Annotated in this window: 26 protein-coding genes; 9 read left to right on the top strand and 17 right to left on the bottom strand. The window is 39.0% G+C overall.

Translation table 11 applies throughout. The annotated features are described in order from the left end of the window. Positions 1-5: 5 nt before the first annotated feature. Both hpt and IFO69_RS06050 read right to left on the bottom strand, forming a co-directional pair. On the bottom strand, positions 6-533 hold the full coding sequence (gene hpt / locus IFO69_RS06045) for a hypoxanthine phosphoribosyltransferase (RefSeq protein ID WP_192009181.1): 528 nt from the start codon (positions 531-533) through the stop codon (positions 6-8). 79 nt (positions 534-612) lie between these two features. Further along, the gene (locus IFO69_RS06050) at positions 613-1,521 is read right to left on the bottom strand and encodes a M20/M25/M40 family metallo-hydrolase (RefSeq protein WP_192009182.1); all 909 of its coding nucleotides are present in this window, start codon (positions 1,519-1,521) and stop codon (positions 613-615) included. A 179-nt stretch (positions 1,522-1,700) separates the two neighbouring features. Here IFO69_RS06050 and IFO69_RS06055 point away from each other — a divergent pair, with 179 nt between their 5' ends. From IFO69_RS06055 to IFO69_RS06070, 4 genes are all read left to right on the top strand, one after another. Further along, positions 1,701-2,975 (top strand): OmpA family protein, encoded by a 1,275-nt coding sequence (locus IFO69_RS06055; protein ID WP_192009183.1) that lies wholly within the window; start codon positions 1,701-1,703, stop codon positions 2,973-2,975. 69 nt (positions 2,976-3,044) lie between these two features. Next, entirely contained in the window at positions 3,045-3,692 is a 648-nt protein-coding gene (upp, locus tag IFO69_RS06060; RefSeq protein WP_192009184.1) for a uracil phosphoribosyltransferase, read from the top strand. 6 nt (positions 3,693-3,698) lie between these two features. Beyond that, a complete protein-coding gene (locus IFO69_RS06065) occupies positions 3,699-4,628 on the top strand; it encodes a calcium/sodium antiporter (RefSeq protein ID WP_192009185.1) in 930 nt (309 codons plus the stop codon). A 2-nt stretch (positions 4,629-4,630) separates the two neighbouring features. Continuing rightward, positions 4,631-5,089 (top strand): hypothetical protein, encoded by a 459-nt coding sequence (locus IFO69_RS06070; protein WP_192009186.1) that lies wholly within the window; start codon positions 4,631-4,633, stop codon positions 5,087-5,089. Here the strand turns inward: IFO69_RS06070 and sdaAA are convergent. The 5 genes from sdaAA to IFO69_RS06095 all read right to left on the bottom strand — a co-directional run bounded on the left by sdaAA (position 5,078) and on the right by IFO69_RS06095 (position 9,477). Further along, on the bottom strand, positions 5,078-5,986 hold the full coding sequence (gene sdaAA / locus IFO69_RS06075) for an L-serine ammonia-lyase, iron-sulfur-dependent, subunit alpha (protein ID WP_192009187.1): 909 nt from the start codon (positions 5,984-5,986) through the stop codon (positions 5,078-5,080). The two genes, IFO69_RS06070 and sdaAA, sit on opposite strands and share 12 nt — an antisense overlap. Before the next feature lie 129 nt (positions 5,987-6,115). After that, positions 6,116-7,075, bottom strand: a complete 960-nt coding sequence (locus tag IFO69_RS06080; protein WP_192009188.1) for an FKBP-type peptidyl-prolyl cis-trans isomerase — start codon at positions 7,073-7,075, stop codon at positions 6,116-6,118. Positions 7,076-7,095: 20 nt separating this feature from the next. Beyond that, positions 7,096-8,457, bottom strand: coding sequence for a hypothetical protein (locus IFO69_RS06085; protein ID WP_192009189.1), 1,362 nt, complete (start codon positions 8,455-8,457; stop codon positions 7,096-7,098). After that, on the bottom strand, positions 8,438-8,986 hold the full coding sequence (locus IFO69_RS06090; protein WP_192009190.1) for an RNA polymerase sigma factor: 549 nt from the start codon (positions 8,984-8,986) through the stop codon (positions 8,438-8,440). The genes IFO69_RS06085 and IFO69_RS06090 overlap by 20 nt, the downstream gene beginning before the upstream one ends. 86 nt (positions 8,987-9,072) lie before the next feature. Then, complete coding sequence (locus tag IFO69_RS06095) at positions 9,073-9,477, bottom strand: OsmC family protein (RefSeq protein WP_192009191.1); 405 nt, start codon at positions 9,475-9,477, stop codon at positions 9,073-9,075. Between the two features lie 68 nt (positions 9,478-9,545). Between IFO69_RS06095 and IFO69_RS06100 the strand changes: the two genes are divergently transcribed. Next, the gene (locus IFO69_RS06100; protein ID WP_192009192.1) at positions 9,546-10,277 is read left to right on the top strand and encodes a hypothetical protein; all 732 of its coding nucleotides are present in this window, start codon (positions 9,546-9,548) and stop codon (positions 10,275-10,277) included. A gap of 59 nt (positions 10,278-10,336) precedes the next feature. After that, on the top strand, positions 10,337-11,215 hold the full coding sequence (gene lipA, locus IFO69_RS06105; protein WP_192009193.1) for a lipoyl synthase: 879 nt from the start codon (positions 10,337-10,339) through the stop codon (positions 11,213-11,215). A gap of 58 nt (positions 11,216-11,273) precedes the next feature. On the opposite strand, the gene atpG is transcribed toward lipA, so the two are convergent. The 10 genes from atpG to IFO69_RS06155 all read right to left on the bottom strand — a co-directional run bounded on the left by atpG (position 11,274) and on the right by IFO69_RS06155 (position 18,264). Then, positions 11,274-12,146, bottom strand: coding sequence for an ATP synthase F1 subunit gamma (gene atpG, locus IFO69_RS06110; RefSeq protein WP_192009194.1), 873 nt, complete (start codon positions 12,144-12,146; stop codon positions 11,274-11,276). 58 nt (positions 12,147-12,204) lie between these two features. Further along, complete coding sequence (gene atpA, locus IFO69_RS06115) at positions 12,205-13,782, bottom strand: F0F1 ATP synthase subunit alpha (protein WP_192009195.1); 1,578 nt, start codon at positions 13,780-13,782, stop codon at positions 12,205-12,207. 34 nt (positions 13,783-13,816) lie between these two features. Then, a complete protein-coding gene (gene atpH / locus IFO69_RS06120) occupies positions 13,817-14,377 on the bottom strand; it encodes an ATP synthase F1 subunit delta (RefSeq protein WP_192009196.1) in 561 nt (186 codons plus the stop codon). A 9-nt stretch (positions 14,378-14,386) separates the two neighbouring features. Then, positions 14,387-14,881, bottom strand: a complete 495-nt coding sequence (locus tag IFO69_RS06125; protein WP_192009197.1) for a F0F1 ATP synthase subunit B — start codon at positions 14,879-14,881, stop codon at positions 14,387-14,389. A 79-nt stretch (positions 14,882-14,960) separates the two neighbouring features. Then, positions 14,961-15,218 (bottom strand): ATP synthase F0 subunit C, encoded by a 258-nt coding sequence (atpE, locus tag IFO69_RS06130; RefSeq protein ID WP_186753890.1) that lies wholly within the window; start codon positions 15,216-15,218, stop codon positions 14,961-14,963. A 33-nt stretch (positions 15,219-15,251) separates the two neighbouring features. Beyond that, positions 15,252-16,277, bottom strand: a complete 1,026-nt coding sequence (atpB, locus tag IFO69_RS06135; RefSeq protein ID WP_192009198.1) for a F0F1 ATP synthase subunit A — start codon at positions 16,275-16,277, stop codon at positions 15,252-15,254. Between the two features lie 19 nt (positions 16,278-16,296). After that, entirely contained in the window at positions 16,297-16,680 is a 384-nt protein-coding gene (locus tag IFO69_RS06140; protein ID WP_192009199.1) for a hypothetical protein, read from the bottom strand. Between the two features lie 51 nt (positions 16,681-16,731). After that, the gene (locus IFO69_RS06145) at positions 16,732-16,968 is read right to left on the bottom strand and encodes an AtpZ/AtpI family protein (RefSeq protein ID WP_192009200.1); all 237 of its coding nucleotides are present in this window, start codon (positions 16,966-16,968) and stop codon (positions 16,732-16,734) included. Continuing rightward, the gene (locus tag IFO69_RS06150) at positions 16,922-17,380 is read right to left on the bottom strand and encodes a bactofilin family protein (protein ID WP_192009201.1); all 459 of its coding nucleotides are present in this window, start codon (positions 17,378-17,380) and stop codon (positions 16,922-16,924) included. Before IFO69_RS06150 ends, IFO69_RS06145 begins: the two co-directional genes overlap by 47 nt. A gap of 2 nt (positions 17,381-17,382) precedes the next feature. Then, positions 17,383-18,264, bottom strand: coding sequence for a M23 family metallopeptidase (locus tag IFO69_RS06155; RefSeq protein ID WP_192009202.1), 882 nt, complete (start codon positions 18,262-18,264; stop codon positions 17,383-17,385). 108 nt (positions 18,265-18,372) lie between these two features. On the opposite strand from IFO69_RS06155, the gene porW reads away from it, so the two are divergent. The 3 genes from porW to uvrC all read left to right on the top strand — a co-directional run bounded on the left by porW (position 18,373) and on the right by uvrC (position 25,199). After that, complete coding sequence (gene porW, locus IFO69_RS06160) at positions 18,373-21,018, top strand: type IX secretion system periplasmic lipoprotein PorW/SprE (RefSeq protein ID WP_192009203.1); 2,646 nt, start codon at positions 18,373-18,375, stop codon at positions 21,016-21,018. A 7-nt stretch (positions 21,019-21,025) separates the two neighbouring features. Then, complete coding sequence (locus IFO69_RS06165) at positions 21,026-23,338, top strand: penicillin-binding protein 1A (protein WP_192009204.1); 2,313 nt, start codon at positions 21,026-21,028, stop codon at positions 23,336-23,338. Between the two features lie 67 nt (positions 23,339-23,405). Beyond that, positions 23,406-25,199 carry an excinuclease ABC subunit UvrC gene (uvrC, locus tag IFO69_RS06170; RefSeq protein ID WP_192009205.1) on the top strand — a complete coding sequence of 598 codons (1,794 nt, stop codon included), beginning with the start codon at positions 23,406-23,408 and terminating at the stop codon, positions 25,197-25,199. Positions 25,200-25,231 lie beyond the last annotated feature (32 nt).

A 25,231-nucleotide genomic window follows, 5' to 3' on the forward strand; every position in this document is an offset into this window, starting at 1 on the left:
ACTGATTACTTCAGTTGATATATTTCTTTTAAATTTCTTCCTTCTCCATCATAATCCAAGCCGTAGCCAACCACAAACTTATTAGGGATTTCAAAGCCTACATAATCCACCTCAATAGGCTGTTCCAATGCTTCAGGCTTTAATAACAAGCTCACGATCGCTATACTTTTAGGACTTTTTGAAGAAACCAGCTTAAGTAAATGAGACATACTTAGACCAGTATCCACAATATCTTCAATGATGATTATATGTCTCCCCGCTATGTCCTCAACAAGCCCTATCAAATCATTAACTTTACCAGTAGAACCTGTGGATTCATAAGACGCCACTTTCACAAATGACACTTCCAATGAAATGTCTGTTTCTTTCATCAAATCAGAAAAAAACATAAAGACACCGTTCAACACCCCCAAAACCAAGGGATTCTTACCTTGGTAGTCTTTGGATATTTGCCGCCCCAAATCCTGAACACGTCTCTTAATTTCCTCCTCAGTTAGAAAAGGGATAAATTCCTTGTCCTTTATTTTCAACATAGCAATAAAAAAGCCCTGAATAAGGGCGTTACAAATATAGAAAAAAAACGTTTGACCTTCCTAATTTGGCATCAAAGACTTACAAATGAACCATTAAGTATTTATACAATTCAATCATTGATGCTAAATCTTTGAGTGACACCTTTTCATAAGGGGTATGAACATTATCTTCGGCCGCCCCTATAAAGCACCAATCAATCATATAAGGACTCATTTGGATTTCCCGACCATCACTCCCCCCAGCACCTTCAACTTCCAACTGGAATGGCACTCCACTACTTTGTGCAAGCCCAACTATTCTGTCGACAAACTTTTTCCTTGGAATATATTTATCCCTAAGGGAAATAGCCACACCTTCATGATGTTTAACCCCCTCGGTTACCCATGTAATGTCAGAGATAAGTGCTTGGCTCACCTGCCATTTTTCGTACATAAATTTCACTAAAAAAGGCATACTTCCCCCTCCATGCTCTTCGTATGTTGAGAAGACGACTACTCCATCTTCCAAATCCTCACATAATTGAAGTGCATTATATACTCCAAGCCTATTATCCAAATACGCTGCCTGAATAAATTCATCATCCAAATTTATTTCTTGCTTGTAAGAAAGATTTGTACCACGAACAATTGATCTTTTAAAGTCATGAAACACATTTCCATCAACTATTTTTACACTACATTCAATTGGCCCTAGTTCATCTTCACCTACCAATATATCGCCGTCATTAACATCTGGCCCACCCACTGGAACTAACTGATTTTCATACCGTGCCGTAAACCCAATAGTATCCATATGAGCAAAAACAGCTGTTCTTGGACGCCCAAACTTAAGCACTATATTATCGTGAAACCCCTCACCATAATAGACCTCTGGCACAACCTTCCACTGATTTCTTCGTTGAAGCACATAGTCCAATATGAATGCAGAGAATTGGGATTCATCTCCTGAAACGCCTCCTTTTTTGAGGATTTCATACAAAAACTCCATATTTGGCATAGTTTATGAGTAAAATATTTTGCAAATTTCAAACTTATTATGACAAAACAAATAGTCAAAAATTTATAGTTATTGAATAAAAAATTTACATTTGCATTACAGTTAATAGTTACTAAGTTTGGATTTAAATTAATTAAACACTTAATTTTGAAAAAAAATTTTTTTTAATCATGAAAAAATTATTACTATCAACATTAATGGTTGGTGCGTTAGCAGTTGGAGCTAATGCCCAAAATGACTTCAATAAGTGGTCAATCGACGTTAATGGTGGGTTCAATAAAGCTATGGCTCCTATTACGCCGGGTTATTATTCTCCTACCTTGAATCTTGGACATGCTGATGTCGGCATCAGATATATGTTCAATGAGAAATTTGGCGCGAAAGTGGACTATGGCTTCGGTAAATACCAAGAGGCTGATGGAACTCCTTCTTTCGAAACGAACTATTACAGAGTGAACTTACAAGGTGTTGCTAATCTTGGTAGAATCATGAACTTTGAGACTTTCTCAAAAAGTATTGGTCTATTGGGTCACTTCGGTGCTGGTTTTGGTAGAGTCACTCCTCAAGAAAACACTTGGGCTGACTTCGAAGATAACGTTTACAACTTCATCGCAGGTTTGACTGGACAGGTTAAATTGGGCGGTAGAGTTGCTCTTAACGGAGACATCAGTACTGTAATCGCTGGTCGTCAAGATGTTGCTTTTGATGGTGCTTCTTCAATTGCTATAGGTGCCAATAATGGTTATTATGGTGCTAATGCTGTTTCTTGGACTGGTACTTTGGGTCTTTCCTTCTACTTAGGTGGTCACAGCACTCATGCTGACTGGTATATCAGAGATGATATGTACGCTACTAAGAGCGAATTGGAAAACCAAATCGGTGAAATCAAGGACATGTTGAAAGACTCTGATGGAGACGGTGTACCTGATTACTTAGATAAAGAGCCTAATACGCCAGCTGGTGCTAGAGTAGATTCTCATGGTAGAACTTTGGATTCTGATGGCGATGGAATTCCTGATCATTCTGATGATTGTGCTTTCGTTCCAGGTCCGGCATCTAATAACGGTTGCCCAGTTGAAGAGGTTGATGAAACTGACTTCTTCAAGAAAGCTATCAACGAAGGTTATGTAAATGTTTACTATGCATTCGATAGTGCCAAACCACTAGGTTACTCTTCTTCTTCTGTTAATTATGTGTCTAATTTCTTGAAGAGAAACCCAGGTGTAAACGTAGCCATCAAAGGTTATGCTGATGAGATCGGTCCAGATGACTATAACATGAAATTATCTGAAAGAAGAGCCAAAGCTGTTTACGATCTATTGATCGCTGCTGGTATCGATTCTTCTAGAATTTCTTACAAAGGTTATGGTGAAGACACTAGCGTGGACAAGCAATCTGCTGATGCTCGCCAGTTAGCTAGAAGAGCTTCTTTCGAAGTAGAATAATCAAAAGAAAAATATAAATTAAAAACCGACCTTTTCAGGTCGGTTTTTTTTTGCTTAATTTTGAAGCATATGTTTGTACTCAGCCAACAAAACTCCATAGCCAACCATTTTTTGGCAGACCTTCGAGACATTAACCAACAGACAGACCGGTTGAGATTCCGCACCAATCTAGAGCGTCTTGGCCAAATATTAGCTTTTGAAATATCCAAGTCAATGGATTATGAAGGCAGTTCAGTTACAACTCCTCTCGCTGACACTACCGTAAATAAAATCATTGACCAACCCATTATCATTTCCGTCATGCGAGCAGCAATGCCTTTCTACCAAGGAGTTCTCAGTTACTTCGATCAAGCTGACAGTGGTTTTATTGGTGCATACAGAAAGGAAGAATCCAACAATAATGAGGTAGAAATTGAGTTTAACTATTTGGCTGCCCCTTCAATAGAAAATAAAGAAATAATTTTGGTTGACCCCATGCTAGCCACTGGAAAATCCTTAATTAAAAGCATAGAGCAACTCCATAAAAACGGCACACCTAAAAAAGTCCATATTGCTGCAGTAATTGCCGCCCCAGAAGGAATAAAGCATTTGGAAGAAAACCTAAAGTCACCTTATCAACTATGGCTTGGAGCTGTTGATGAAAAGCTAAATGAAAAAGCTTACATCGTTCCTGGACTTGGCGATGCTGGTGATTTATGTTTTGGCCCTAAACTCTAGTTATCAGTGGTATATTTATTATTAGTATCAGGCTTTATTATTCTTTTATACGGGGGTAAGATCTTAGTGGATGGAGCGTCTGCAGTAGCATCAAAACTCGGACTTAGCCCTAGTTTGATCGGCATGACTATCGTTGCTTTCGGAACCTCTGCTCCTGAATTATTGGTCAGTATTACAGCTGCTCTCAAAGGAACGAATGACATTGCCATTGGAAATGTTATCGGATCCAATATTTCTAACATCACTCTTGTATTAGGTATTACAGCTTTGGTATATCCTATTTACTTGAAATCCCTTACACTTAAGTGGGACTTTAGCTTCACGCTCTTATCTGCATTATTATTCTATATATTGGCGCTGAATAATCTCATCTCACTTGTTGATGGCATCATCCTTTTTTCACTCCTTATTCTAATCAATTGGTTCTTATTCACCAAGGTCCATCATTCTTTAGAAGAGTTTTCTGAAGATGATGCGGAAAAGATGAAACATCAACCAATCTTTAAGTCTATTATTCTCATAGTCCTAGGTATTGTAGGTCTATATTTTGGGTCTGAATTATTGGTAAACAATGCTATAATCTTGGCTGAACAGTATGGCATAAGCGAAAGAATTATTGGCGTAACTATTATTGCCATAGGTACGAGCTTGCCGGAATTAGCCACTTCTGTATTGGCCGCTTTGAAAAAAGAAACAGATATTGCACTTGGAAATATTTTAGGGAGCAATATGCAGAACATTCTTTCCATCATTGGTGTTACTGCTATTATAAAACCCATAGAAGTTAGCGAACTGTTTTTGTCAAGTGATTTTCTATGGATGATTGGGTTTACCCTGCTATTGTTCCCCCTGATGCGATCAGGCTACAAAATCAATCGGGCTGAAGGCGGCCTTCTTCTGGCAGCCTATGGTATATATTTATTCTTCCTTCTTTAATAATGCTTGAATACATTCTACAATTCTTGGTAATCTATCTGGTTTGCCTTTTCAAATTTATCGGAGGGCCTGTTCTTGGCACAGCTGCGGATTACAGTGTTTTTGAAATTGTCGTTGTAACAGTATCTGGAATGATGACCAGTGTTTTGGTCTTTACTTATTTAGGAGAATGGATAAAAAACAACTGGACCATTAAAATCAGAAAAAACAGCAAAAAATTCACCCCAAAGACCAGAAGAATCATTCAAATCTGGCAGAAGTTTGGTGCTGCTGGTGTAGCTGCTGTAACTCCTCTAATTTTCACCCCAATTGGGGGAACTATCATTCTTACATCATTTGGTGTTAGGAGGAGAAAAATATTCGCTTATATGCTCATCAGCGCTGTGTGTTGGTCCTTATTTTTTGGACTGACTATCAACCACCTTCTTGAAATCCCTTTCTTTAAGCGATTAATCGGCTAAATCATCATCAGGCAATATTTCAATATCCTGAATCAGCACCTTTTTGGAAATATTCGTACCGGTTAATGTAGCTGCCAATCCTCCTAAGGCGGTCTCTTTGTATTTGCTCTCCATACTAGCTCCTATTTCCCCCATTGCTTCCACACATTCATCCACTGGAATCACTCCACTAACATTAGATAAGGCTATTTGGGCAGAACTGTTCGCTATTGCAGCAGCGCTGGCATTGCGCACTACACAAGGCACTTCCACCAAACCTGCAACCGGATCGCAAACTAAGCCTAGCATGCATTGAATGGTAATAGCCACTGCATTAAATACCTGATCTATATCACCTCCCAAACAATACACCATAGCACCAGAAGCCATAGCAGCTGCTGAACCAGTCTCCGCTTGACAGCCTCCAACAGCGCCTGCAAGACTTGCATTTTGCTCTATGATCAAAGCAATGCCAGCCCCTACTAAAAGGCCTTCCAAAATCTTTCGATCTTCTAGATGATGAATCTCTTGAAGCGTATATAGAGTACCTGGAAGAATTCCTGAAGCTCCGGCTGTAGGAGCTGCTACTACCCTCCCCATGCAACTATTGACTTCCTTTGCGGCAAGTGCTCTTGATATCAATCTCTGGAATTCAGGAGAAAGTACAGACAATGGGTTACGGAACACTTTTTTTGCACCATTATTAATCATCCCTGACCGAGAAATCATTTCTTCTTTAAGACCAGTTTCTACAGCTTCCTTCATAACTGAAAAAGCATTTAACAGTCCATCCCAGATTTCCTGCTCTGTCTTGCCTCTTTGCTCCATCTCATATTCAAGCACAGGATCAAATAAGACCTTCTCCCGTTCTACACAATAGCTTTTCCAGCCTTCAAAAGTTTCAAATAAATAGCTCATTCTACATGGGTTTACATTCTTGACAAATTTCAAAATTGCAGATCACAAATCAAACAATGGTCCAAAAATAAAAGGCCCTCTGGAAACTATTTCCAGAAGGCCTGACACACACTTAATCACCTAATAAATTTATTGAATTCCTTCGATCGTCGCTTTGAACAAAATTGGTTCAAAAGGCTCTACAATAGTGTTCAAATAACCTTTATCAAAGTAGTCTTGGCGAATAGCTCTTGGCAACACCTGAGCTGTTGCTGAGTACGCTGCGGAAGAAGGGGCAATCACTTCTACTTCCGCTCCATCATAAAGGTCTTTCAAGCCTTCATTGATAAAATCAAAATTATCACTAGCTCCCAAAGTGGTTACTACAGGATTACTGGCCACTTCTGAGAAAGGATCCTCTTCTCCCAACTGGAACAGCTGATAAGTAAAACCAACTCGGTTGCCATTTTTGCTTGCATCAGAGTCCATATCTCCTTCTTCCACGATCCTTCTATACATCCCTTCTCCAATTGCTTCATATCCCTCCAGCTCATTTTGTGAGATATATTCTTGAATTTTATCATCTTCAATCGCTGCTATCTCCTGCTCAGGATAAATCTTAACGAAACGTACCGTCACCTTTAAATTTTCATATGGTGAAATCAACTGCCCATAACTATAACCTGAGTATGCCATATAAGATGGGATATAAAGGGTCAGGGTCTCTCCTTCTTCAGCCAATGCAACAGCAGAGTTAATTGCAATAGGAGCCAAAGTCTGTGCTTCTCTATCATATTTAAATTTGATTGGAGCTCCATCTGCTTCATCGTATGACTCAATGAAGGCACCTTCCAATGTTTCCATTTCATAGTAAATTCCTATGATATCTTCATCATTAAACTTCACCCCATCTTCAATATCAACATCCCTGGTATAATAGTAGCCCGCCGGGCTCTGCTCTGCATCTATCCCGTTCTGAGCAACGTAATCAGCTAAAATCTGATCATCACGCTTCACCTGCTTTTCGTAATCAGTCTCTTTTTCTTGCAGACAAGAAAACATTAATGTACTCATGGCTAAAGCCATTGCAATAGTTAAAAACTTGTTCATTGTTGGTTCTATTAACTTTGTTACTTTTTAAATTGAAAGTTCATTCTAAGATTTAAACCCCCAACAGAAAATTGCTGGTTGGTAAATGTCATGTCGCCTAACGGGAGCTTATAATATGGCTCAATGGATAAATATGTACCATTTTTCAAATTGTACTCATACCCAAAAGAAATGTTCAACATCTTTCCAAGGTCTACATTTGACTGACTACTTTCTGGCGAATATTCCTGAGTATATTCTTGAACAGATTCTTGAAACTGTAAATTTCCTGCCATATCAGATGAGAACATAGACTCAACTTGAAAGGTCTCTTTTCCTGTCTGATCGAAGTACACCATGCTAGAAAGTCCTGTTATCAGAAATAAGTCCGCCTTATCCTTATCCATTACTTTGTACTTCAAGTTTACCGGAATATCCAAGCCAGCGTAACTGAAAGTGTATTCAGAGCCCAAATAGTTATTGGTGGCAAAGGAAGAACTCTCTGAAAGGCTATTTGCAGCCCGCAAGGTCATGTCTGCAGGCAGTTTGCTATTACTTCCTGGCTCTATACTTTGGTGAGCATAAGTCACTCCGACATCTATTTTCAATTTGTCATTAATGGAAAACTCCGACATCACCCCTCCACCAAATTTCATTCCATCCACAGGGTTTGAAACAGTTTGTGGACCAGCTACTACGCCAAGTCTAAATGGATTTAAGGGCTTATCTCTTTTAATGATGGTTGAAGATCCAGTAGTAGCATCCTTCTCCAAGCCTTCATTCTTCCATTCCTCTATCCAAGCTTGGGCTTCCTCAGTCTTCATAACAGCTACTGTTGAAGCCTGATTTGTATTTCCTTTGACATTAATCAAGCCTGCCTGCCCTTCTTCTCCAAAAACCATTTTGGGCAGTTTTAGTGAAGTTGATTCATCAACTAATGCAATCCTCTGATCCAACCTGGCCAACTTACCTGTTTGAATGCTCTCATAATTTTCTCTTTCAATGGTCTGATTAGGAAAAGCAGTAATGGTCTCTTTGCTTTCATCGGACCTTGGAGCTTTGGGATCACTTATCCCCCTATCCTCTTTTTTATCCAAGCTAAGTGGAGCTGCTGGTTTCAGTATATTATCCAAAGATTCACTTTTACTAGCAATCGTATCCTTTAGCGTACTCACCCCTTGCTCTATCTCCTTTTCATACGGATAGAACAAAAAGACCAATAGCAATGAAGCTGCTATACCGGAAGCCACAAAAGGCCAGAAAACCATCTTGCGACGCTTCACAGGCTTATTGAAATAAGCTTTGCTAAACTTATCCCACTGTACCGGATCAAAAACCTCCTCATGGTCTTGGAAGGAGTCTTTGATCTTCTCCACAAGTCGCTTATCGAATTGCTCCTTCATCCTTTATTTTATTTAACGCTATTATCTTATCTCTCAATTTTTGCTTTGCCCTAGCCAAATATGTCCTACTCGTACTAGGCGGGATATCCAGCTCTTCCCCAATCTCATTATGACTGTACCCTTCTATCTCATACATATTGAAAATGATCCTCATTATTTCAGGTAAATCCCGCATAACGGTAAGGATCTCCTCTTTTGAAAGCTCGTCAATTATACTAGGGTCGTATGTTTCTGCTCCTGCCTTCTCTATTTCCATTACAGAATAATGTTTGACATTCTTCCTGTAATAGTCAATGGAAGTATTGATCACGATCCTTCTAAACCAAGCTTTGAAAGAGCTGCTATCAGAATATTGGTGTATCCTGTCAAAAGCTTTCATAAAACTATCATTGACAATTTCACAAGCTTCCTCCCGAGAATTGGAATACCTAAGAGCAATGCTCATAGCATAACCATAGAAGTGCTTATACAGCCTTTCCAGAGCTTTGGGATTACCATCTTTTGCTTCATGAATTAGGTACTGATCCAAACGAATGGGATTTAATATGCTATGCTTAATACTAAGACGACAGTCTTAAAAAAAATGCTACAATTAGAAGTAAAAAATATTACTTTTTAAAAATTAAAAATAACGTGCTGCTTTATATCAGAGGCTAAACTCAAGGCCACTGGACAGGTTCTGGCAGCATTTTTTAGTTTTTGCAGCAACTTTTCATCCTCAAAAGGATGATCCCAATTAAACTCAATAATGATTTCCTTAATCTTTCTTGGACTATCCTCCATGACTTTGGTCGTGTTCCAGGACAAGCCTTCTAATTGCTTCCCTTCCTTATTTGCCACAATTCCCATTATCGTCACCATACAACTCCCCAAGGCCGCTGCAACCAAATCTGTTGGAGAAAATGCTTCCCCTTTTCCATTATTATCTAAAGGAGCATCCGTTATAATTTCCTCTCCAGATTGTAAATGCTTAGGGCTGGTTCGCAGATTTCCAAGGTAGGCACTTTTAATAGTAGGCATAAACCTTTATTTTTATTTGAAGTTTATTAACTTATACAGCAAAATTAGCGTTTAATTCCTTAGGACATATGACAAAAGGAACAAAATATCTTTTCATTTTAATATTATGGGTGGTCCCTACATTTTTAATGGCCCAAGGCAGGGAAGCGGGAGATTACGATTACGACAAGGAAGTCCTTTTTGGTATTAATAAGAATACCAACGGAGGATTGATAGGAGGATTGTATCTGAAAATTGGTTCACGGATTACAGAAACCAACTTCCAATTTTTCTCTTTGGAACTAGCCAATGTGAAAAACCCAAAAGAAAGCCGATATAGCACGGTGCTTGGCAATAGCTTCATTTATGGCAAGTCCAATTACCTTTATAGTATCAGACCCCAATATGGACGAGAATTGATCTTATTCAAAAAAGCACCTCAAAAGGGAGTTCAAATATCCGTACTTTCTGCAATCGGACCAACAATTGGTTTACTAGCCCCTTATTACGTCGAATACGCAACTAGCAGATCAGAAAGCACACGTGCACAGTATGATCCAGAGATCCACCAATCACTTGCCTATTTTTTAGGGCCCGGAAGACTTTTTGAAGGCCTAGGGGAATCTGAACTGGCTATTGGCGCCAATGCAAAAGCAGCCTTATCTTTTGAATTTGGTGTTTTTAAATCTAATGTCACCGGATTGGAACTTGGATATGAATTGGAAGGTTTTACAAAAGAAATCGTACTTATGCCTACCGTAGAAAACAGACAGGTTTTCCAGTCTGTTTATTTTACTCTATTCTATGGGTTCAGGAAGTAAGTCACAAATTGGTTTTCAAAGCACAAAACCTTAATTTTGCCATAAGTTAAGATATAGAGATGATAGAACTACCCGTAATATCCGAAGAGTCCAAGAAACGAAAAAAGCCTGATTGGTTAAGGGTAAAACTACCTGTTGGGAAAGAATATGCCAAAGTAAGAAAACTTGTAGACGAACATAAATTACATACCATCTGTGAAAGTGGAAATTGTCCCAATATGGGAGAATGCTGGGGAGCCGGCACAGCCACTTTCATGATCCTGGGCAATGTATGTACGCGTTCCTGCTCTTTTTGTGCTGTAGCCACAGGCAGACCGCCAGAGTATGATACTGATGAACCAAGACGAGTGGCTGAAGCCATCAAATTGATGGGCGTTAAGCATGCCGTCCTTACTTCAGTTAACCGTGATGAATTGAAAGACCGTGGAGCCGAAATATGGTATCAAACTGTAGTAGAGACTAAAAAGCTCTCTCCAGAGACTACCATAGAAACTTTGATCCCAGATGTAAAATCAAACTGGGATGCATTATATAGAATGATAGATGGAGGTCAAGAAGTCGTTTCACACAATATGGAAACGGTGGAAAGCCTTTACAGAAGGGTTCGTCCACAAGCCAAATATTGGAGGTCTCTTGAGCAAATCAAACTTACCAAAGAATATGGCAAGCGAACCAAAACAGGTATAATGCTTGGATTAGGGGAAACAAAAGAAGAGGTATTCAAAGCAATGGATGACTTAGCAGAACATGGCTGCGACATCTTGACACTAGGCCAATACCTGCAACCAACAAAAATGCATATTGAAGTTGCTGAATTTATCCATCCGGACCTATTTGACCTATATAGAGAAGAAGGATTAAAAAGAGGGCTTAAATATGTCGAATCCGGCCCTTTGGTAAGATCGTCTTACCACGCCGAAAGACACGTTAACGTATAAAAACAAAAAACTCTCTGCTTATGCGGAGAGTTTTTTTATAATACTATTTTATTTTTTCTTAATTGCCTCCCAATGCTTCCGCACCAGCAACAATTTCTAGAATTTCATTTGTAATAGCTGCCTGACGCGTTCTGTTGTACATCAAACGAAGTTCCTTAAGAAGCTCACCTGCGTTTTCAGTTGCTTTATCCATTGCCGTCATTCTAGCACCATGCTCAGAGGCATTGCTTTCCAAAACAGCTTTGTAGAACTGAATTTTTAAAGAAGTAGGCACCAACTCTTGGACAATATATTCTCTGGAAGGTTCCATAATATAGTCCACGTTAGTAGAAGTTTGTTCTTCGGAAGCATCTTGCTCCATTGGAAGAAATTGCTCATTTCTAACAATCTGGGTGGCTACATTTTTAAATTCATTGTAAACCAATACAATTTTATCAAAGGTACCGTTTACAAATCCTTCCATGGCATATTCTGCAGCTGCACTTACATTGTCAAAAGCGACATCCGCAAATACATTGGAATAGTCCGTAACTATATCAAATTCACGTTTCTTAAATGCGTCCAATGCTTTCTTCCCCAAAGGAAGGATGGTAATATGCTTTCCAGCATACTCTGTATTGATGGCAGCAGAAGTAGCCTTGATAATATTGGTATTAAAAGCGCCACATAGCCCCTTATCAGAAGTTACAGGAACGATCAGTACTTTATTCACCTCTCGCTTATCTGCATAAACCAAATCGCTGCTACCCTCACTTCCAGAAGAAACATTGTTAAGAATGGCAGTTAATTTCTGAGAATAAGGACGCATCTGGGTTATTTTATCCTGTGCTCTCCTAAGCTTTGCCGCTGCTACCATTTTCATAGCTTTGGTGATTTGCTGAGTAGAAACTACCGAATTGATCCTCTCTTTTACTTCCTTTAAGTTAGCCATATTTACTAATATAGAATATAGGGATCCGCCTCCCAATTAAGGCAGGCGGATGTATGAATTATTTTGCGTACTTAGGTGTAAGTTCTTTTGCTGCTTTTTCCAACAATTTACCAGCTGTGTCAAGATCCCCTTTCTTAATAGCAGTAATGGCATCTTGATATTGCGTAGTCAATAGGGTATAGAATTCCTTTTCGAATTCTCTTGCTCTTGCTACTGGAACAGCATCCATCAAACCTTTAGTAGAAGCATAGATAATGGCTGCTTGAAGTTCCACCTTCACTGGAGAGTATTGGTTTTGCTTCAATATCTCTTGGTTTCTACGACCTCTTTCGATTGTTCTCTTAGTAGTAGCATCCAAATCAGAACCAAACTTGGAGAAAGCTTCCAATTCACGGAACTGAGCCTGATCCAATTTAAGTGTACCAGACACTTTCTTCATAGATTTGATCTGAGCATTACCACCTACTCTGGATACAGAGATACCTACGTTAATGGCAGGACGAATACCTGAGTTAAACAAGTTGGTTTCCAAGAAGATCTGACCATCAGTAATTGAAATCACGTTAGTCGGAATATAGGCAGAAACGTCACCTGCTTGAGTTTCAATAATAGGAAGTGCGGTCAAAGAACCTCCACCTTTAACTATTGGTTTCAAAGATTCAGGAAGATCATTCATTTCCTTTGCTATAGCATCAGAAGAGTTGATTTTGGCAGCCCTCTCCAATAATCTTGAGTGAAGATAGAACACATCACCAGGATAAGCTTCACGTCCCGGAGGTCTTCTAAGAAGTAGCGATACCTCACGGTAAGCTACTGCCTGCTTAGAAAGATCATCATAAACAACCAATGCTGGACGACCTGTATCTCTGAAGAATTCTCCAATAGCAGCACCAGTAAATGGCGCAAAGAACTGCATTGGAGCTGGATCTGCAGCAGAAGCAGAGACAACAACAGTATAAGGAAGTGCTCCGCCTTTTTCCAAGGCAGCAACCACACCAGCCACTGTAGAAGCTTTCTGTCCGATAGCTACATAAATACAGAATACAGGCTCTCCCTTATCATAAAATTCTTTTTGGTTAAGAATGGTATCGATAGACACTGCAGTTTTACCAGTCTGACGGTCACCGATAATCAATTCCCTCTGCCCTCTTCCGATTGGAATCATGGCATCGATAGATTTGATACCTGTCTGAAGTGGTTCATTTACAGGCTGACGGTAGATTACACCTGGAGCTTTACGTTCCAAAGGCATATCATAAAGTTCACCCTCTAAAGGACCTTTTCCATCAATTGGTTGGCCGAGGGTGTCTACTACTCTACCCAGCATGCCTTCACCTACTTTAATAGAAGCAATCTGCTTGGTTCTTTTTACAGTATCTCCTTCTTTAACTCCTTGAGAGTCTCCGAAAAGTACCGCACCCACATTGTCTTCTTCTAGGTTAAGTACCATTGCTTTAAGTCCATTATCGAACTCTAACAACTCACCAGATTGGGCTTTTGATAGTCCGTATATACGGGCCACACCGTCACCAACTTGTAGGACAGTCCCTACTTCTTCCAGTTCAGCTTCAGTTTTAGCGCCAGAGAGTTGTTCTCTCAAAATCGCCGAAACTTCATCAGGTCTTACTTCTGCCATTCTTGAATATAGTTATATAGTTTTTTCTGTTTATTTAAAATCGTTTCTCGTAATGATTACTCGAAAACTCCAATCTTAATGCCTTCAACTTGCTACTCATTGATTCGTCTAACTGACGATCATTTACTTTAAGCACGAAACCACCGATAATATCCTTGTCAATCTTCTCCACCAATTCTACCTTGGATCTTCCTGAGATTTCTTTCACAGCAGCCTCAAAAGCTTTTCTTAAATCATCATTGATTTCAAAAGTAGTGGTCAACTCCGCTACTTGAATATCTTGATGAATGTTATATTGTCCGTGGAATTCCTTTGCAATATCAGTAAGGATATCTTCTCTGTTCTTTCTTGAAATAATATCAAAGAAAGTCAAAGTTAGCTCCTGAGCGGATTTAGAAAACACCTCTTTTACCACCTTAGCTTTTACATCAGACTTCACTATTGGGCTTTTCAGCAATAAAGCAAAATCCCTATTGGAAGCAACTACAGAAAGTAATTGCTGCATATCTTGGTGTACTTCCTTCAGTATTCCTTTTTCCACTGCCAGCTCCAGCAAGGATTTGGCGTACCGAGAAGCGACTCTAGTTACTGACATTCGTTCTGATTAATTTAACTTAAGATCTTTTACAAATTCCTCTACAAGCTCTTGCTGTGCTTTTTCAGCTTCAAGGTTTTTGCGCAACAACTTCTCTGTTACCTCAAGCGCCAAAGTAGCCACTTGATTTTTCACTTCTGATAAAGCTGCCTTTTTCTCTGTTTCAATTACTGCTTTAGCATCTTCAATCATTTTTGCTCCTACCTTGGATGCTTCATTCTTCGCATCTTCAATAAGCTTAACAGAAGTATCATTGGCAGATTTCAAAATCTGATCTCTTTCCAATCTAGCTTCTTGAAGCAATTTCTCATTCTCAGCCTTCAAGTTGGCCATTTCATTTCTTGCATTCTCGGCAGCTTTTAGTGCTCCTTCGATTGCACTTTCACGCTCCTCTAGGGCAGAAAGAATTGGTTTCCAAGCAAATTTGCCTAGGATAATCAAAAGAATCCCAAAACCAATAATTTGCCAAATGATTAATCCAGAACCAGGAATTATAAGATCCATCTATATAAAATTTTAAGCTGTTTTGTTCAAATCTTAAAGTAGGGACAGACCTAACGCCTGTCCCCATTCTTTGCACTTCTTAGAAAGTGATGTTCTCGTTAAGAGCAATTAGTAGACAAACTACTACCGCAAATAGGGAAACCACTTCAATAAGGGCTGCAATAATCAACATAGCAGTTTGGATTTTACCAGCTGCTTCAGGTTGTCTTGCAATACCTTCCATAGCCTGACCACCGATTCTACCGATACCTAGACCTGCGCCTATCGCTACAATTCCAGCACCGATACCAGCACCCAAAAGAGCGATACCAGCAGTCAATAATAATGAAGTTAACATACGTGTTATTATTTATAAATTGAACAAAGAAATTTAATGATGATCATGCTCTGCCACAGCTGCACCAATGTACATTGCAGAGAACAAGGTAAATACATAAGCCTGGATAGTCGCTACCAACAATTCAATCAAGTTGATAAATACCACCATCACCGTACTCGCCACACCTACTGCGTAGGATTCAAATACGAAGATCAAACCTATAAAACTTAGGATTACAATATGGCCTGCAGTGATCGCAACAAATAGTCGGACCATCAAGGCAAATGGCTTTGTAAATAAACCGATAATTTCTACGGGAACAATTACGATCAAAAGTGGCAATGGCACTCCAGGAGTAGCCACCACGTGCTTCCAGTATTCTTTATTTCCATTAAGGTTGGTTGCAAAAAAGGTGAATACTGCCAAGGTCATTGTCACGGCAATATTTCCAGTCAAGTTAGCAGCACCTGGAACCAAACCAAGCAAGTTACCTATCCAGATAAAGAAAAATATGGTCAATAAGTACGGTGTAAACTTTTTGTATTTTGGACCAATATTTGGCTTAGCCACCTCATCCCTTACAAAAAGAACAAGCGGCTCAACAAAAGAGGCAACCCCTTTTGGTGCTCCATTGGGATTGTTTTTGTAGTTCTTAACAGCAGAGAAAATCAAAAAGAAGATCACAACAAGAACTATAATTAGCATTGCCACGTTCTTAGTGATTGATAAGTCTATGATAAACCTGCTTTCATCTACAGCATGTAGCTTATCGTGCTCATTGATATAATAACCTTCATGCTCAACCCCAAACTTGTGGGTTTCATGATCTTGAAAATCAGTGGAAGAATAAAATTCCAAACCACGGTCGGATGAATAGATAATCACTGGTAAAGGCAAGGTTACATGGGTATGACCCATTGTAGCAAAATGCCATTCATGCGAATCCTTAATGTGGTGCATGATAAAACCTGTCTTATTTTCTCCGCCTTCCTCAGGTGATGAGGCAAAAGTCGCAGTTGAAAGCGCCAGTAAAAACACTGACATCAAGGTGCTTATGCACAGAATCTTACGAAACATCAACTAATTTATTATAGACCTACTTAGAATGAGGGCGCAAGTTAGTTATTAAGCTGTATATATCAAACAACAAATACAACAAATAGATCACAAAAAAATCAGCAAAAAACAGAATCTTATTATCTATTTTGGTAAATAAGCAAATAGCAATAAAAATCAGACTCGCCAAAAACCTTAATATTGTTGCTCCCAAAACAATTGCAACAGAATTTTCTTCTGACTGTTTTAGCAAAAATTGAATAAGTTTTCCGCTAAGCAGCATTAAGCCAAAGTAAAAAATGATGATTTGCCAGATGCGTCCATGGATTAAAGTGGGCCATGCAAATTGCACCAATAGGGTTAGTAGTACAATGGCCAACGTAAGTAAAACAAGGGAAACGGTATGAGACTTCAATAATTTCATTGCTTGAGAAAATATTTTCCGCAAAGTTACATTTTATTTCTTCTCAAGGCCTTAGTCTTTTTTCATTGACTTGAATAAACTATAAAAGGCTACTACAATGGAAACAAAACAAAAAAGAAGAAGCCAAACAGGAAATTTCATTTGGCTTCTATCTTGAACAATCCATCCAAGCCAAGTTCCCAAACCTATAATTGCACACATTTGGAAAGCAAGGCCAATATATTTTACATACTCAGGATAATTATCCTGTGATGACTTCTTTTCCTTTGGTAAGTTCTGTTTTGTCATCCTTAGACTTAGTGTTGTTTTTCACAGGCAACTCAATTTCTTTGCTATCGCTCTCTTCGATCATTTTACAAATCCCGTTGAATACTGCTCCGTTTTCAATCACCAATTTTCTTGTAAAAATATCTCCATCGATATCCGCAGTTTTTTTCAGGAACAAAATGTCGGAACACCTGATCTCCCCCTCAACCTTTCCTGCAATTTCAGCCTCCTTGGTATCAATATTACCTACCAAACGGGCAGAGTCCCCAATGACAATTTTTGTCTTTGAGCTCAAGGTTCCCTCGACAGTTCCTTCAATACGAATATTTCCAAAAGTGATGATATCACCTTTGATTGTTGTCTCTTTTGCGATTACATTACTGGAGTTTACCATCTCCGCTACTGATTTTTTTTCTTCTCCTTTATTAAACATAACTAATCGAATGTTATAAATTCTTGAGGGTTTTGTGGGTTCCCCTTATACCACAATTCAAAGTGAAGGTGCTGACCAGTAGTCTGTTCTCCGGTATTGCCTACCACAGAAATAACTTCTCCACCACTTACAGGCTCCCCTACTGATTTCAATAATACAGAATTATGCTTATAAATTGAAATCAATTCGTTCGAATGCTGTACCGCTATCACATACCCAGTCTCCAAAGTCCAACTGGCCAAAACTACCGTCCCATCAGCCACTGACTTGACCGGCTCATTTTCCTCAGCCACCAAATCAACGCCCAAATGATCTTTAGCCATATCAAAACTACCCGTAACAATTCCCTTTAGTGGAGAGAAGAAATAGGTTTCAGTAAAAGAACTGGTAGATATCCGTTCGAAACTTCTTTCATCTGGCGGAGCAGCCTGAAACTCTTCGATGACACTTTGGGTTGCTTCACCTTTTTTGTATAAATCTTCACTTTTGGGATTTTTAAACGGCTCTTGATTGCCTGTCACACTATCCTCTTCTCTTTCTACCGATTCTTCCTCATATTCCCCATCTATTATCTTTTGTATATTTTCCACGTACCTATCCTTGGCCTGAACTTCTACCATCAAAGAATCTACGGTTTGAGACAAGGCGTATATCTTCTTCATGTTTTCAGACTCCTGATATGAAGGATCAAACCAGCTTGCCAAAAAAGTCTTTGACATGATTAAAGATATCAGAAAAAAGCAAAGCAAAGTAAAAACCAATATGAGGCCTACCCTGATTTTATTGATACTTAGAGAGGTAATTACTGAAAAATCTTCTTCCCTCCTAATGACAAAAAGGTACTTGTTTTCAATCCAGCTCTTTATCTTTTGTTTTAGACTCAAGTGATTTATTTTTTGCGGTGAATTAAGTTACAAAAATATAATATTAAACATAAGCGTTTAAATTATTGATTCAAAAGCGCTAATTTGGGATTTTGATTAAAACTTTAAATGGTGGACGTGAGAAAGCATTATTATCTTATTATACTTCTTTTATTTAGTGTATCGGGCTGCTCTTCACAAAAAGATACGTTTACCAATAGGATGTACCACAATGTAACGGCAAAGTTCAATGCCTATTTTCTTGCCAAAGAAAAAATCGATGAAGTCGAGGACAATTTCAAACAAGCTTATCAAGAAGATTACACTCAAATACTTCCTGTATTCACTCCAATAGATAGTTCAACAGTCGACAAAAATGAAGAAAAACTTGCAGAAGCAAGAGAACTCGCAGCAAAGGCCATAGACTGGCACAGGATCAGCAACTGGGTAGATGACAGCTATTACTTGATTGGGTTGATCGATTATTATGAAGCAAAAACGGATGATGCCATCAACACATTTAAATATCTTAATGTAAATGGAGAAAACAATGATGTGAGACATCAAGCCCTCATCCAACTCCTTCGAATTTTTATTGACCAAAGAAAATTTGATGACGCTTCCTATGTTATAGATTTTCTCTCTAAAGAAGCTGAAATCAGCAAGGAAAATAAAAAGAACCTTTACAAGACTTTGGCCTACTACTATGAAGTAAGGCAAGAAAAAGACGGTTTGATCGCAGCCTTAGAAAAGGCACTGGAACTAAGTAAAGATAATTCAGAAAGTTCGAGGCTCTATTTCACCTTGGCCCAATTGTATCAAAGAGAAGGTTTTGACGCCCAAGCGTATTCCTACTATAGAAGTGCTATGGAAGGCAATCCTCCATACGAACTTACATTTTTCTCCCAACTCTACGCCCAGAAAGTCGCAGAATTGGAAAAAAGCAAAGATTACAGAAAGGTGCGAGAGTATTATGATGACCTTTACAAAAACCGAAAAAACCAAGACTTAAGGGACGTTGTACTGTATGAAAAAGCACTTTTTGAACTGAAACAAAACGAAATTGAGGAAGGCATAAGCTTACTCCATAAGGCGGCACAAGAAACTGGGAAAAATGATATCCAGAAAGGCTATATCTATGAAAAACTGGCTGAAATATATTTTGACCAAAAAGAGGACTATAGATCTTCCTCCTACTACTTAGACAGCGCACTTCAATACTTCAAACCAGAAGACAAACCTTTTAACACTTTATCAGCCAAAAAAGATGTACTGGAAATATATACAGTTAATTTCGAAACAATTACTAAAAATGATAGCCTGATCAGAATCAGTCAACTTAGTCGGGAAGAACAGGAAAAAATTGCAGAGGATTATATTCAAAAAGAGGAAGAAAGGTTACTAGCGGAGGCCAAGAAGAAAACCCCAGAAAAAAACAGCAGTATATTTGACAATTTACTTGCATTTGGAGGAAATAACACTGGAGCCACCTTCTATTTTGATAATCCAATCGCTATACAACAAGGTGAAATTGAGTTTTTCAGAAATTGGGGAAATAGGCCGCTTGCTGATAATTGGCGTAGAAATGCCAGCGGCTTCCAATCAGCATCCAACTATACTGATAATATCAACAGTACTAATGATACTTCCACTATAGTTGAACCTTCTGAAACTATTACGAGCACTCTTCCTGATAAGGCAGGCTTATTAGCGGCAATTCCAAATGATCCTGTCATGATCTCTCAGCTAAATGAAGAGCTGGAAACTTCTTATTTCGAGTTAGGAAAAGTACTTTTCTTTGAACTGAATAGACCTGATCTGGCCCGAGATTATTTGGTGAAGCTGATTCAGGAATATCCTGATTCTGAAAAAAAACCAGAAGCGTATTATACATTATATTTGATTGAAAGAGAAACTAATGGAATAACGGAATTCTATGCCAATAAATTAAACAAAGAGTATCCCGATTCTCCATTCACAAAATCGGTCAATAATCCTGTAGAAGAGTCTTCAGGGACCATTGCAAACAAAAATGCTGCAGAAAACTATAATCAAGCATATCTCTTGTTCAAAGAAGGCAGATATGATGAATCCCGTTCCTTAATAAGAGCTACTTTGGACAACTATCCCCTAACACCTGTTACGGAGAAATTATTGATACTCGACATTATGATCACGGGTAAGACAGGTAGTAAAGAAACTTATCAAACCAGGCTGGAGCAATACATTAGTACCACAAAAAATGATGAGCTTGTAAAAATGGCAAGAAATATGCTATCAGTTCTGACCGGTGAAGTTAACAAAGCTCCAATCGCTAAAATAGATTCTATAGCTATAAAAGACTCTGTCCAAGTTATCAACAAGACAGGGGTTGCCCTTAACGACAGCCTCTCGACAAAACCTGAAAGCATCTATAAGGTTGGCGAGAACCAAACACACATATTTATATTGATTATCAACCCTGACCAAGTGTCAAAAGCAAAAAACCTGACTGCTGAAATGGAAAATTTCCATGATGCGAATTATCCAAATTCTAGATTGAGGACTGGCAGTTTATCCTTTAACAGGGAAAATTCAATCATTTTGGTAAGCCCGTTTTCCAATGCAGAAAAAGCATTGGAATACAGAAAAAGGTTCTTAACAGATTTTAAAGCTGAGGCACTACCAGAGGAAACAAAAAAGAGTAGTTTTGTGATTTCAATACAAAACTTCCAACAACTGAACAAAAGGAAAGATATCTCCGAATACGAAGCTTTCTTCAAAGCCTCCTATTAATAACAACATGAGTAATAAGAAAAAAACTACAAAAACTGGCTCTTGGGCTGGAAAAATCGTCAAAACACTTTGGATTGTATTTTTTGCAGGGCTGTTTGGCTTTGCCATTTTCGTCTGGTCTGTAAGTGTAGACTTTCTTGGCCTTTACGGTGATTTACCAGACTTCAAAGCCCTTGAAAACCCTGAAAGCGAACTTGCCTCAGAACTGTATTCTGCAGATGGCGTTTTATTAGGTAAATATTACAGGGAAAATAGGTCTCCCGTAAAATATGATGAGCTCTCGAAGAATCTGGTCAATGCACTTATCGCAACCGAAGACATCAGGTTTGAAGATCACTCAGGCATTGACCCAAAAGGCCTCGCAAGGGTGTTTTTCAAGACTATCCTAATGGGGCAAAGCAGCTCCGGGGGAGGTAGTACTTTGAGTCAGCAGACTGCTAAAAACCTTTTCAAAACCAGAGGAGAAGACTCTCAAGGTACGTTGAGCAGAATCCCAGGGCTTCGTATGCTCATCATCAAAACAAAAGAATGGATAGTCGCTACACAGCTTGAAAAGGCTTATACCAAAGATGAGATATTGACCATGTACCTAAACACATCAGAGTTTGGAAGCAATGCCTATGGTATAAAAACAGCTGCTAAAACTTTTTTTAATAAAGACCCAAAGGATCTTAACGTACAAGAATCAGCGGTATTGGTGGGGCTTTTTAAAGCGCCGACTTATTACAGTCCAGTATACAATCCCGACAATGCACTAAGGAGAAGGAATACCGTACTGAATCAGATGAACAAGTATGACTACCTGTCAGATGCTGAATATGATTCGCTTTCCTCCTTACCTATTGAATTGGATTATAATGTAGAAAGCCACAACCGTGGATTAGCTACTTACTTTAGAGAGATTGTCAAGGCTGACTTGAATAAATGGGCCAAAGAAAACCTGAAGGCTGATGGGAAGCCTTATGATCTTTATGGAGACGGATTACGCATTTATACAACAATAGATAGTCGTCTTCAAAAATACGCAGAAGAAGCTGTAGAGGAACACATGAAAGAGCTTCAAGCTAAATTTGAGGCAGAGCTAAATGGACGTGAGCCATGGATAGATAGTGAAAACAGAGTAATACCGAACTTTTTGGAGACCATGATCAAAAGGACGGAAGCTTACCGAGTTTTGGTAAATAAATATGGGGCCAACTCCGACTCAGTGAAGATCAAGCTCAATGAAAAGAAAAAAATGAAAGTTTTCTCTTGGGAAAAGGGAGAAATAGACACATTGATGAGTTCAATGGATTCATTGAGATATTATAAAACCTTCCTACAAACAGGCTTTGTTTCCATGGATCCCCGCACCGGTCATATCAAAGCTTGGGTTGGTGGCTTGAATCACAAATTCTTCAAATATGACCATGTCCGAGAAGGAAAACGTCAACCTGGCTCTACTTTCAAACCATTTGTTTATGCTGCAGCTATTGAAAATGGATATGGCCCTTGCTACACAGTAGTCGATCAGCCTGTTGAAATCAATATCCCAGGCCAACCAGCTTGGATTCCTGAAAATGCAGATGGAAAGTTCACTTATGAAAAAATGACCATCAGACAAGCCATGGCCCAATCCATCAACTCCATCACAGCTTATATGATGAAGCAAATAAGCCCAGAGGTAGTAGTAGAAACGGCCCATCGGCTTGGAATTACCAGTGATTTGGATCCTGTTCCTGCCTTGGCCCTGGGAACTAGTGATGTCTCCATTCTTGAATTGGTCGGAGCAACCAGTACCTTTGCCAATAAAGGAGAGCATATCAAACCATTCTATATAGATAGAATAGAAGATAAAAACGGCAATGTATTACATCAGTTCCCTGCTAGAAAACAACCTGCCATGAGTGAGGAAGATGCTTATTTGATGCTTCATATGTTGAAAGGGGGCTATGAGGAAAGAGGCGGAACCAGTCAAGGTGTGCCGATGAGTCTGAGGGAAGGCAATGAACTGGGAGGTAAAACAGGAACTACCCAAAATGCTTCAGATGGATGGTACATTGGTTTGAGTAAAGATTTAGTGAGTGGCGTTTGGGTTGGAGGTGATGATCGTGCTATTCACTTTAGAAGTTGGATCAGTGGGCAAGGTGCAAGAACAGCCAGGCCAATTTGGGTGAAATATATGACCAAAGTCTATAATGACCCTAGCTTAGGGATCACCAAAGGTCCTTTCGAAAAACCTGAGAGACCACTCAGCGTTGAACTTGATTGCGATGAATACGACCTGCAATCAGATGATTTCACGGACTTTGATTATGACCATCAAACCAATGATTTCTAAGTTCGTTCTTCAGATTAGAATACTTAAAACAGCCCGTTGATCGGGCTGTTATTTTATATTTGTAAATATGTTAAGTCCTTCCTATAGCCCAAATGAATACCATAAACTTCCCGATGTACCTGGTGTTTACAAGTACTTCAACGGAGAAGATGATTTAATCTACGTCGGAAAAGCCAAAAGCCTCAAAAAAAGGGTAGCAAGTTATTTTATGAAGAGTGCTGGACTGAACTTGAAAACCAAAAGAATGGTAAAAGAGATTCGAAGGATCGAATTTACCATGGTCAATTCCGAGTTTGATGCTTTATTATTGGAAAATAATCTCATCAAAAAATCCCAGCCCAAATACAACATTCTTCTTAAAGATGACAAGACCTATCCATACCTTTTAGTCACTAAAGAGCATTTTCCGCAAATCTACCCCACACGAAAAGTAATTCCCTCAAGAGGAACTTATTACGGTCCCTTTGCCAGTGTTAAAGCCATGAACAATGTATTGGAGTTGATCAGGAGCTTATTTACAATCCGTACCTGCAAACTTGATTTAAATCCATACAAAATTGCAGAGCAAAAATACAAGGTTTGCCTGGAATACCACATTGGAAACTGTCTGGGGCCATGCGAAGGGCTACAATCGGAAGACAGTTATCTAAAAGACATTGACCAAGCCAAAAATATTCTAAAAGGAAACCTCGGTATTCCCAAGGCTTTTTTTAAATCCAGGATGCAAGAGGCAGCAGAAAATCTTGCCTTTGAAGCAGCTCAACGGTACAAAGACAAGCTGGAATTATTAGAAAAATACCAAGCTAAATCTTTGGTTGCCAACCCGCAAATCACCAGTTTGGATGTTTTCTCCATCGTCACTGATGAGAAGTTTGCCTTTGTGAACTACCTTAAAATTAAAAATGGCGCTATCCACATTACCAAAACAGTAGAACTCAAGAAAAAGCTCGATGAAACAGAGCAAGAGCTTTTGCTTACGGCCATTTTTAGGTTACGTGATCAATTCCAAAGTGACTCTAAGGAAATTATCAGCAATATTGATTTAGAAGAACCCATTGAGGGGCTTCACTTAGTGGTACCAAAAATTGGAGATAAGAGAAAACTAATCGAATTGTCACTGAAAAATGCCATGTATTACAAGAAGGAAAAAGCTTTGGCCAGTGGAAAGGTGAAGGAAAAGAAAAACAGAATCCTGCTACAACTTCAAAAAGACCTTTCACTGAAAGAAATTCCTGATCATATAGAGTGCTTTGATAACTCCAATATTCAAGGCGCTTATCCTGTAGCCAGTATGGTTTGTTTTCTTGATGGCAAGCCTGCAAAAAAAGAATACCGCCATTTTCATATTAAGACAGTAGAAGGTCCCAATGACTTTGCCAGCATGACTGAGATTGTAGGAAGGCGCTACAGCCGACTTCTCAAGGAAAACAAAGCATTGCCTAAGTTGATTGTCATTGATGGCGGAAAAGGACAGCTTTCCGCTGCTGTGGAAGCCATGAAATCCTTAGGAATTTATGGAATGGTTCCAGTAATTGGCATTGCCAAAAAACTAGAGGAGATTTATTTTCCAGAAGACTCCTACCCGCTTCATATCGATAAAAAATCAGAATCATTAAGGCTCATCCAACGTGTAAGGGACGAAGCCCACAGATTTGCCATCACCTTTCACAGAGATGTAAGAAGTAAAAATTCTTTTAAAACTGCCTTGGACCAAATCGAAGGAATTGGACCACAAACAACCAACAAGTTATTGCAACATTATAAGTCAGTTAAAAAAATCAGAGAAGCTTCTGAAGAGGAAATCGCGGAGATCATTGGTAATGACAAAGCAAAAAAAATCATCAATTTTATCAAACAATAAAGCCGAAAGCATGCTCTCGGCTTTATTGTTAT

Origin of the sequence: Echinicola arenosa (genome assembly GCF_014841125.1) — a bacterium.
In the GTDB taxonomy this organism is placed as follows: domain Bacteria; phylum Bacteroidota; class Bacteroidia; order Cytophagales; family Cyclobacteriaceae; genus Echinicola; species Echinicola arenosa.

Coding starts and splice junctions, on each gene's coding strand:
- upp (WP_192009184.1), top strand. CDS start 3,045: ATGTTTGTACTCAGCCAACAAAACTCCATAGCCAACCATTTTTTGGCA.
- IFO69_RS06085 (WP_192009189.1), bottom strand. CDS start 8,457: ATGAAGGAGCAATTCGATAAGCGACTTGTGGAGAAGATCAAAGACTCC.
- IFO69_RS06125 (WP_192009197.1), bottom strand. CDS start 14,881: ATGGATCTTATAATTCCTGGTTCTGGATTAATCATTTGGCAAATTATT.
- atpA (WP_192009195.1), bottom strand. CDS start 13,782: ATGGCAGAAGTAAGACCTGATGAAGTTTCGGCGATTTTGAGAGAACAA.
- IFO69_RS06070 (WP_192009186.1), top strand. CDS start 4,631: ATGCTTGAATACATTCTACAATTCTTGGTAATCTATCTGGTTTGCCTT.
- atpG (WP_192009194.1), bottom strand. CDS start 12,146: ATGGCTAACTTAAAGGAAGTAAAAGAGAGGATCAATTCGGTAGTTTCT.
- IFO69_RS06150 (WP_192009201.1), bottom strand. CDS start 17,380: ATGTTTAATAAAGGAGAAGAAAAAAAATCAGTAGCGGAGATGGTAAAC.
- IFO69_RS06050 (WP_192009182.1), bottom strand. CDS start 1,521: ATGGAGTTTTTGTATGAAATCCTCAAAAAAGGAGGCGTTTCAGGAGAT.
- IFO69_RS06095 (WP_192009191.1), bottom strand. CDS start 9,477: ATGCCTACTATTAAAAGTGCCTACCTTGGAAATCTGCGAACCAGCCCT.
- porW (WP_192009203.1), top strand. CDS start 18,373: ATGGTGGACGTGAGAAAGCATTATTATCTTATTATACTTCTTTTATTT.
- IFO69_RS06055 (WP_192009183.1), top strand. CDS start 1,701: ATGAAAAAATTATTACTATCAACATTAATGGTTGGTGCGTTAGCAGTT.
- uvrC (WP_192009205.1), top strand. CDS start 23,406: ATGTTAAGTCCTTCCTATAGCCCAAATGAATACCATAAACTTCCCGAT.
- sdaAA (WP_192009187.1), bottom strand. CDS start 5,986: ATGAGCTATTTATTTGAAACTTTTGAAGGCTGGAAAAGCTATTGTGTA.
- IFO69_RS06145 (WP_192009200.1), bottom strand. CDS start 16,968: ATGACAAAACAGAACTTACCAAAGGAAAAGAAGTCATCACAGGATAAT.
- IFO69_RS06080 (WP_192009188.1), bottom strand. CDS start 7,075: ATGAACAAGTTTTTAACTATTGCAATGGCTTTAGCCATGAGTACATTA.
- hpt (WP_192009181.1), bottom strand. CDS start 533: ATGTTGAAAATAAAGGACAAGGAATTTATCCCTTTTCTAACTGAGGAG.
- atpB (WP_192009198.1), bottom strand. CDS start 16,277: ATGTTTCGTAAGATTCTGTGCATAAGCACCTTGATGTCAGTGTTTTTA.
- IFO69_RS06100 (WP_192009192.1), top strand. CDS start 9,546: ATGACAAAAGGAACAAAATATCTTTTCATTTTAATATTATGGGTGGTC.
- atpE (WP_186753890.1), bottom strand. CDS start 15,218: ATGTTAACTTCATTATTATTGACTGCTGGTATCGCTCTTTTGGGTGCT.
- IFO69_RS06140 (WP_192009199.1), bottom strand. CDS start 16,680: ATGAAATTATTGAAGTCTCATACCGTTTCCCTTGTTTTACTTACGTTG.
- lipA (WP_192009193.1), top strand. CDS start 10,337: ATGATAGAACTACCCGTAATATCCGAAGAGTCCAAGAAACGAAAAAAG.
- IFO69_RS06165 (WP_192009204.1), top strand. CDS start 21,026: ATGAGTAATAAGAAAAAAACTACAAAAACTGGCTCTTGGGCTGGAAAA.
- atpH (WP_192009196.1), bottom strand. CDS start 14,377: ATGTCAGTAACTAGAGTCGCTTCTCGGTACGCCAAATCCTTGCTGGAG.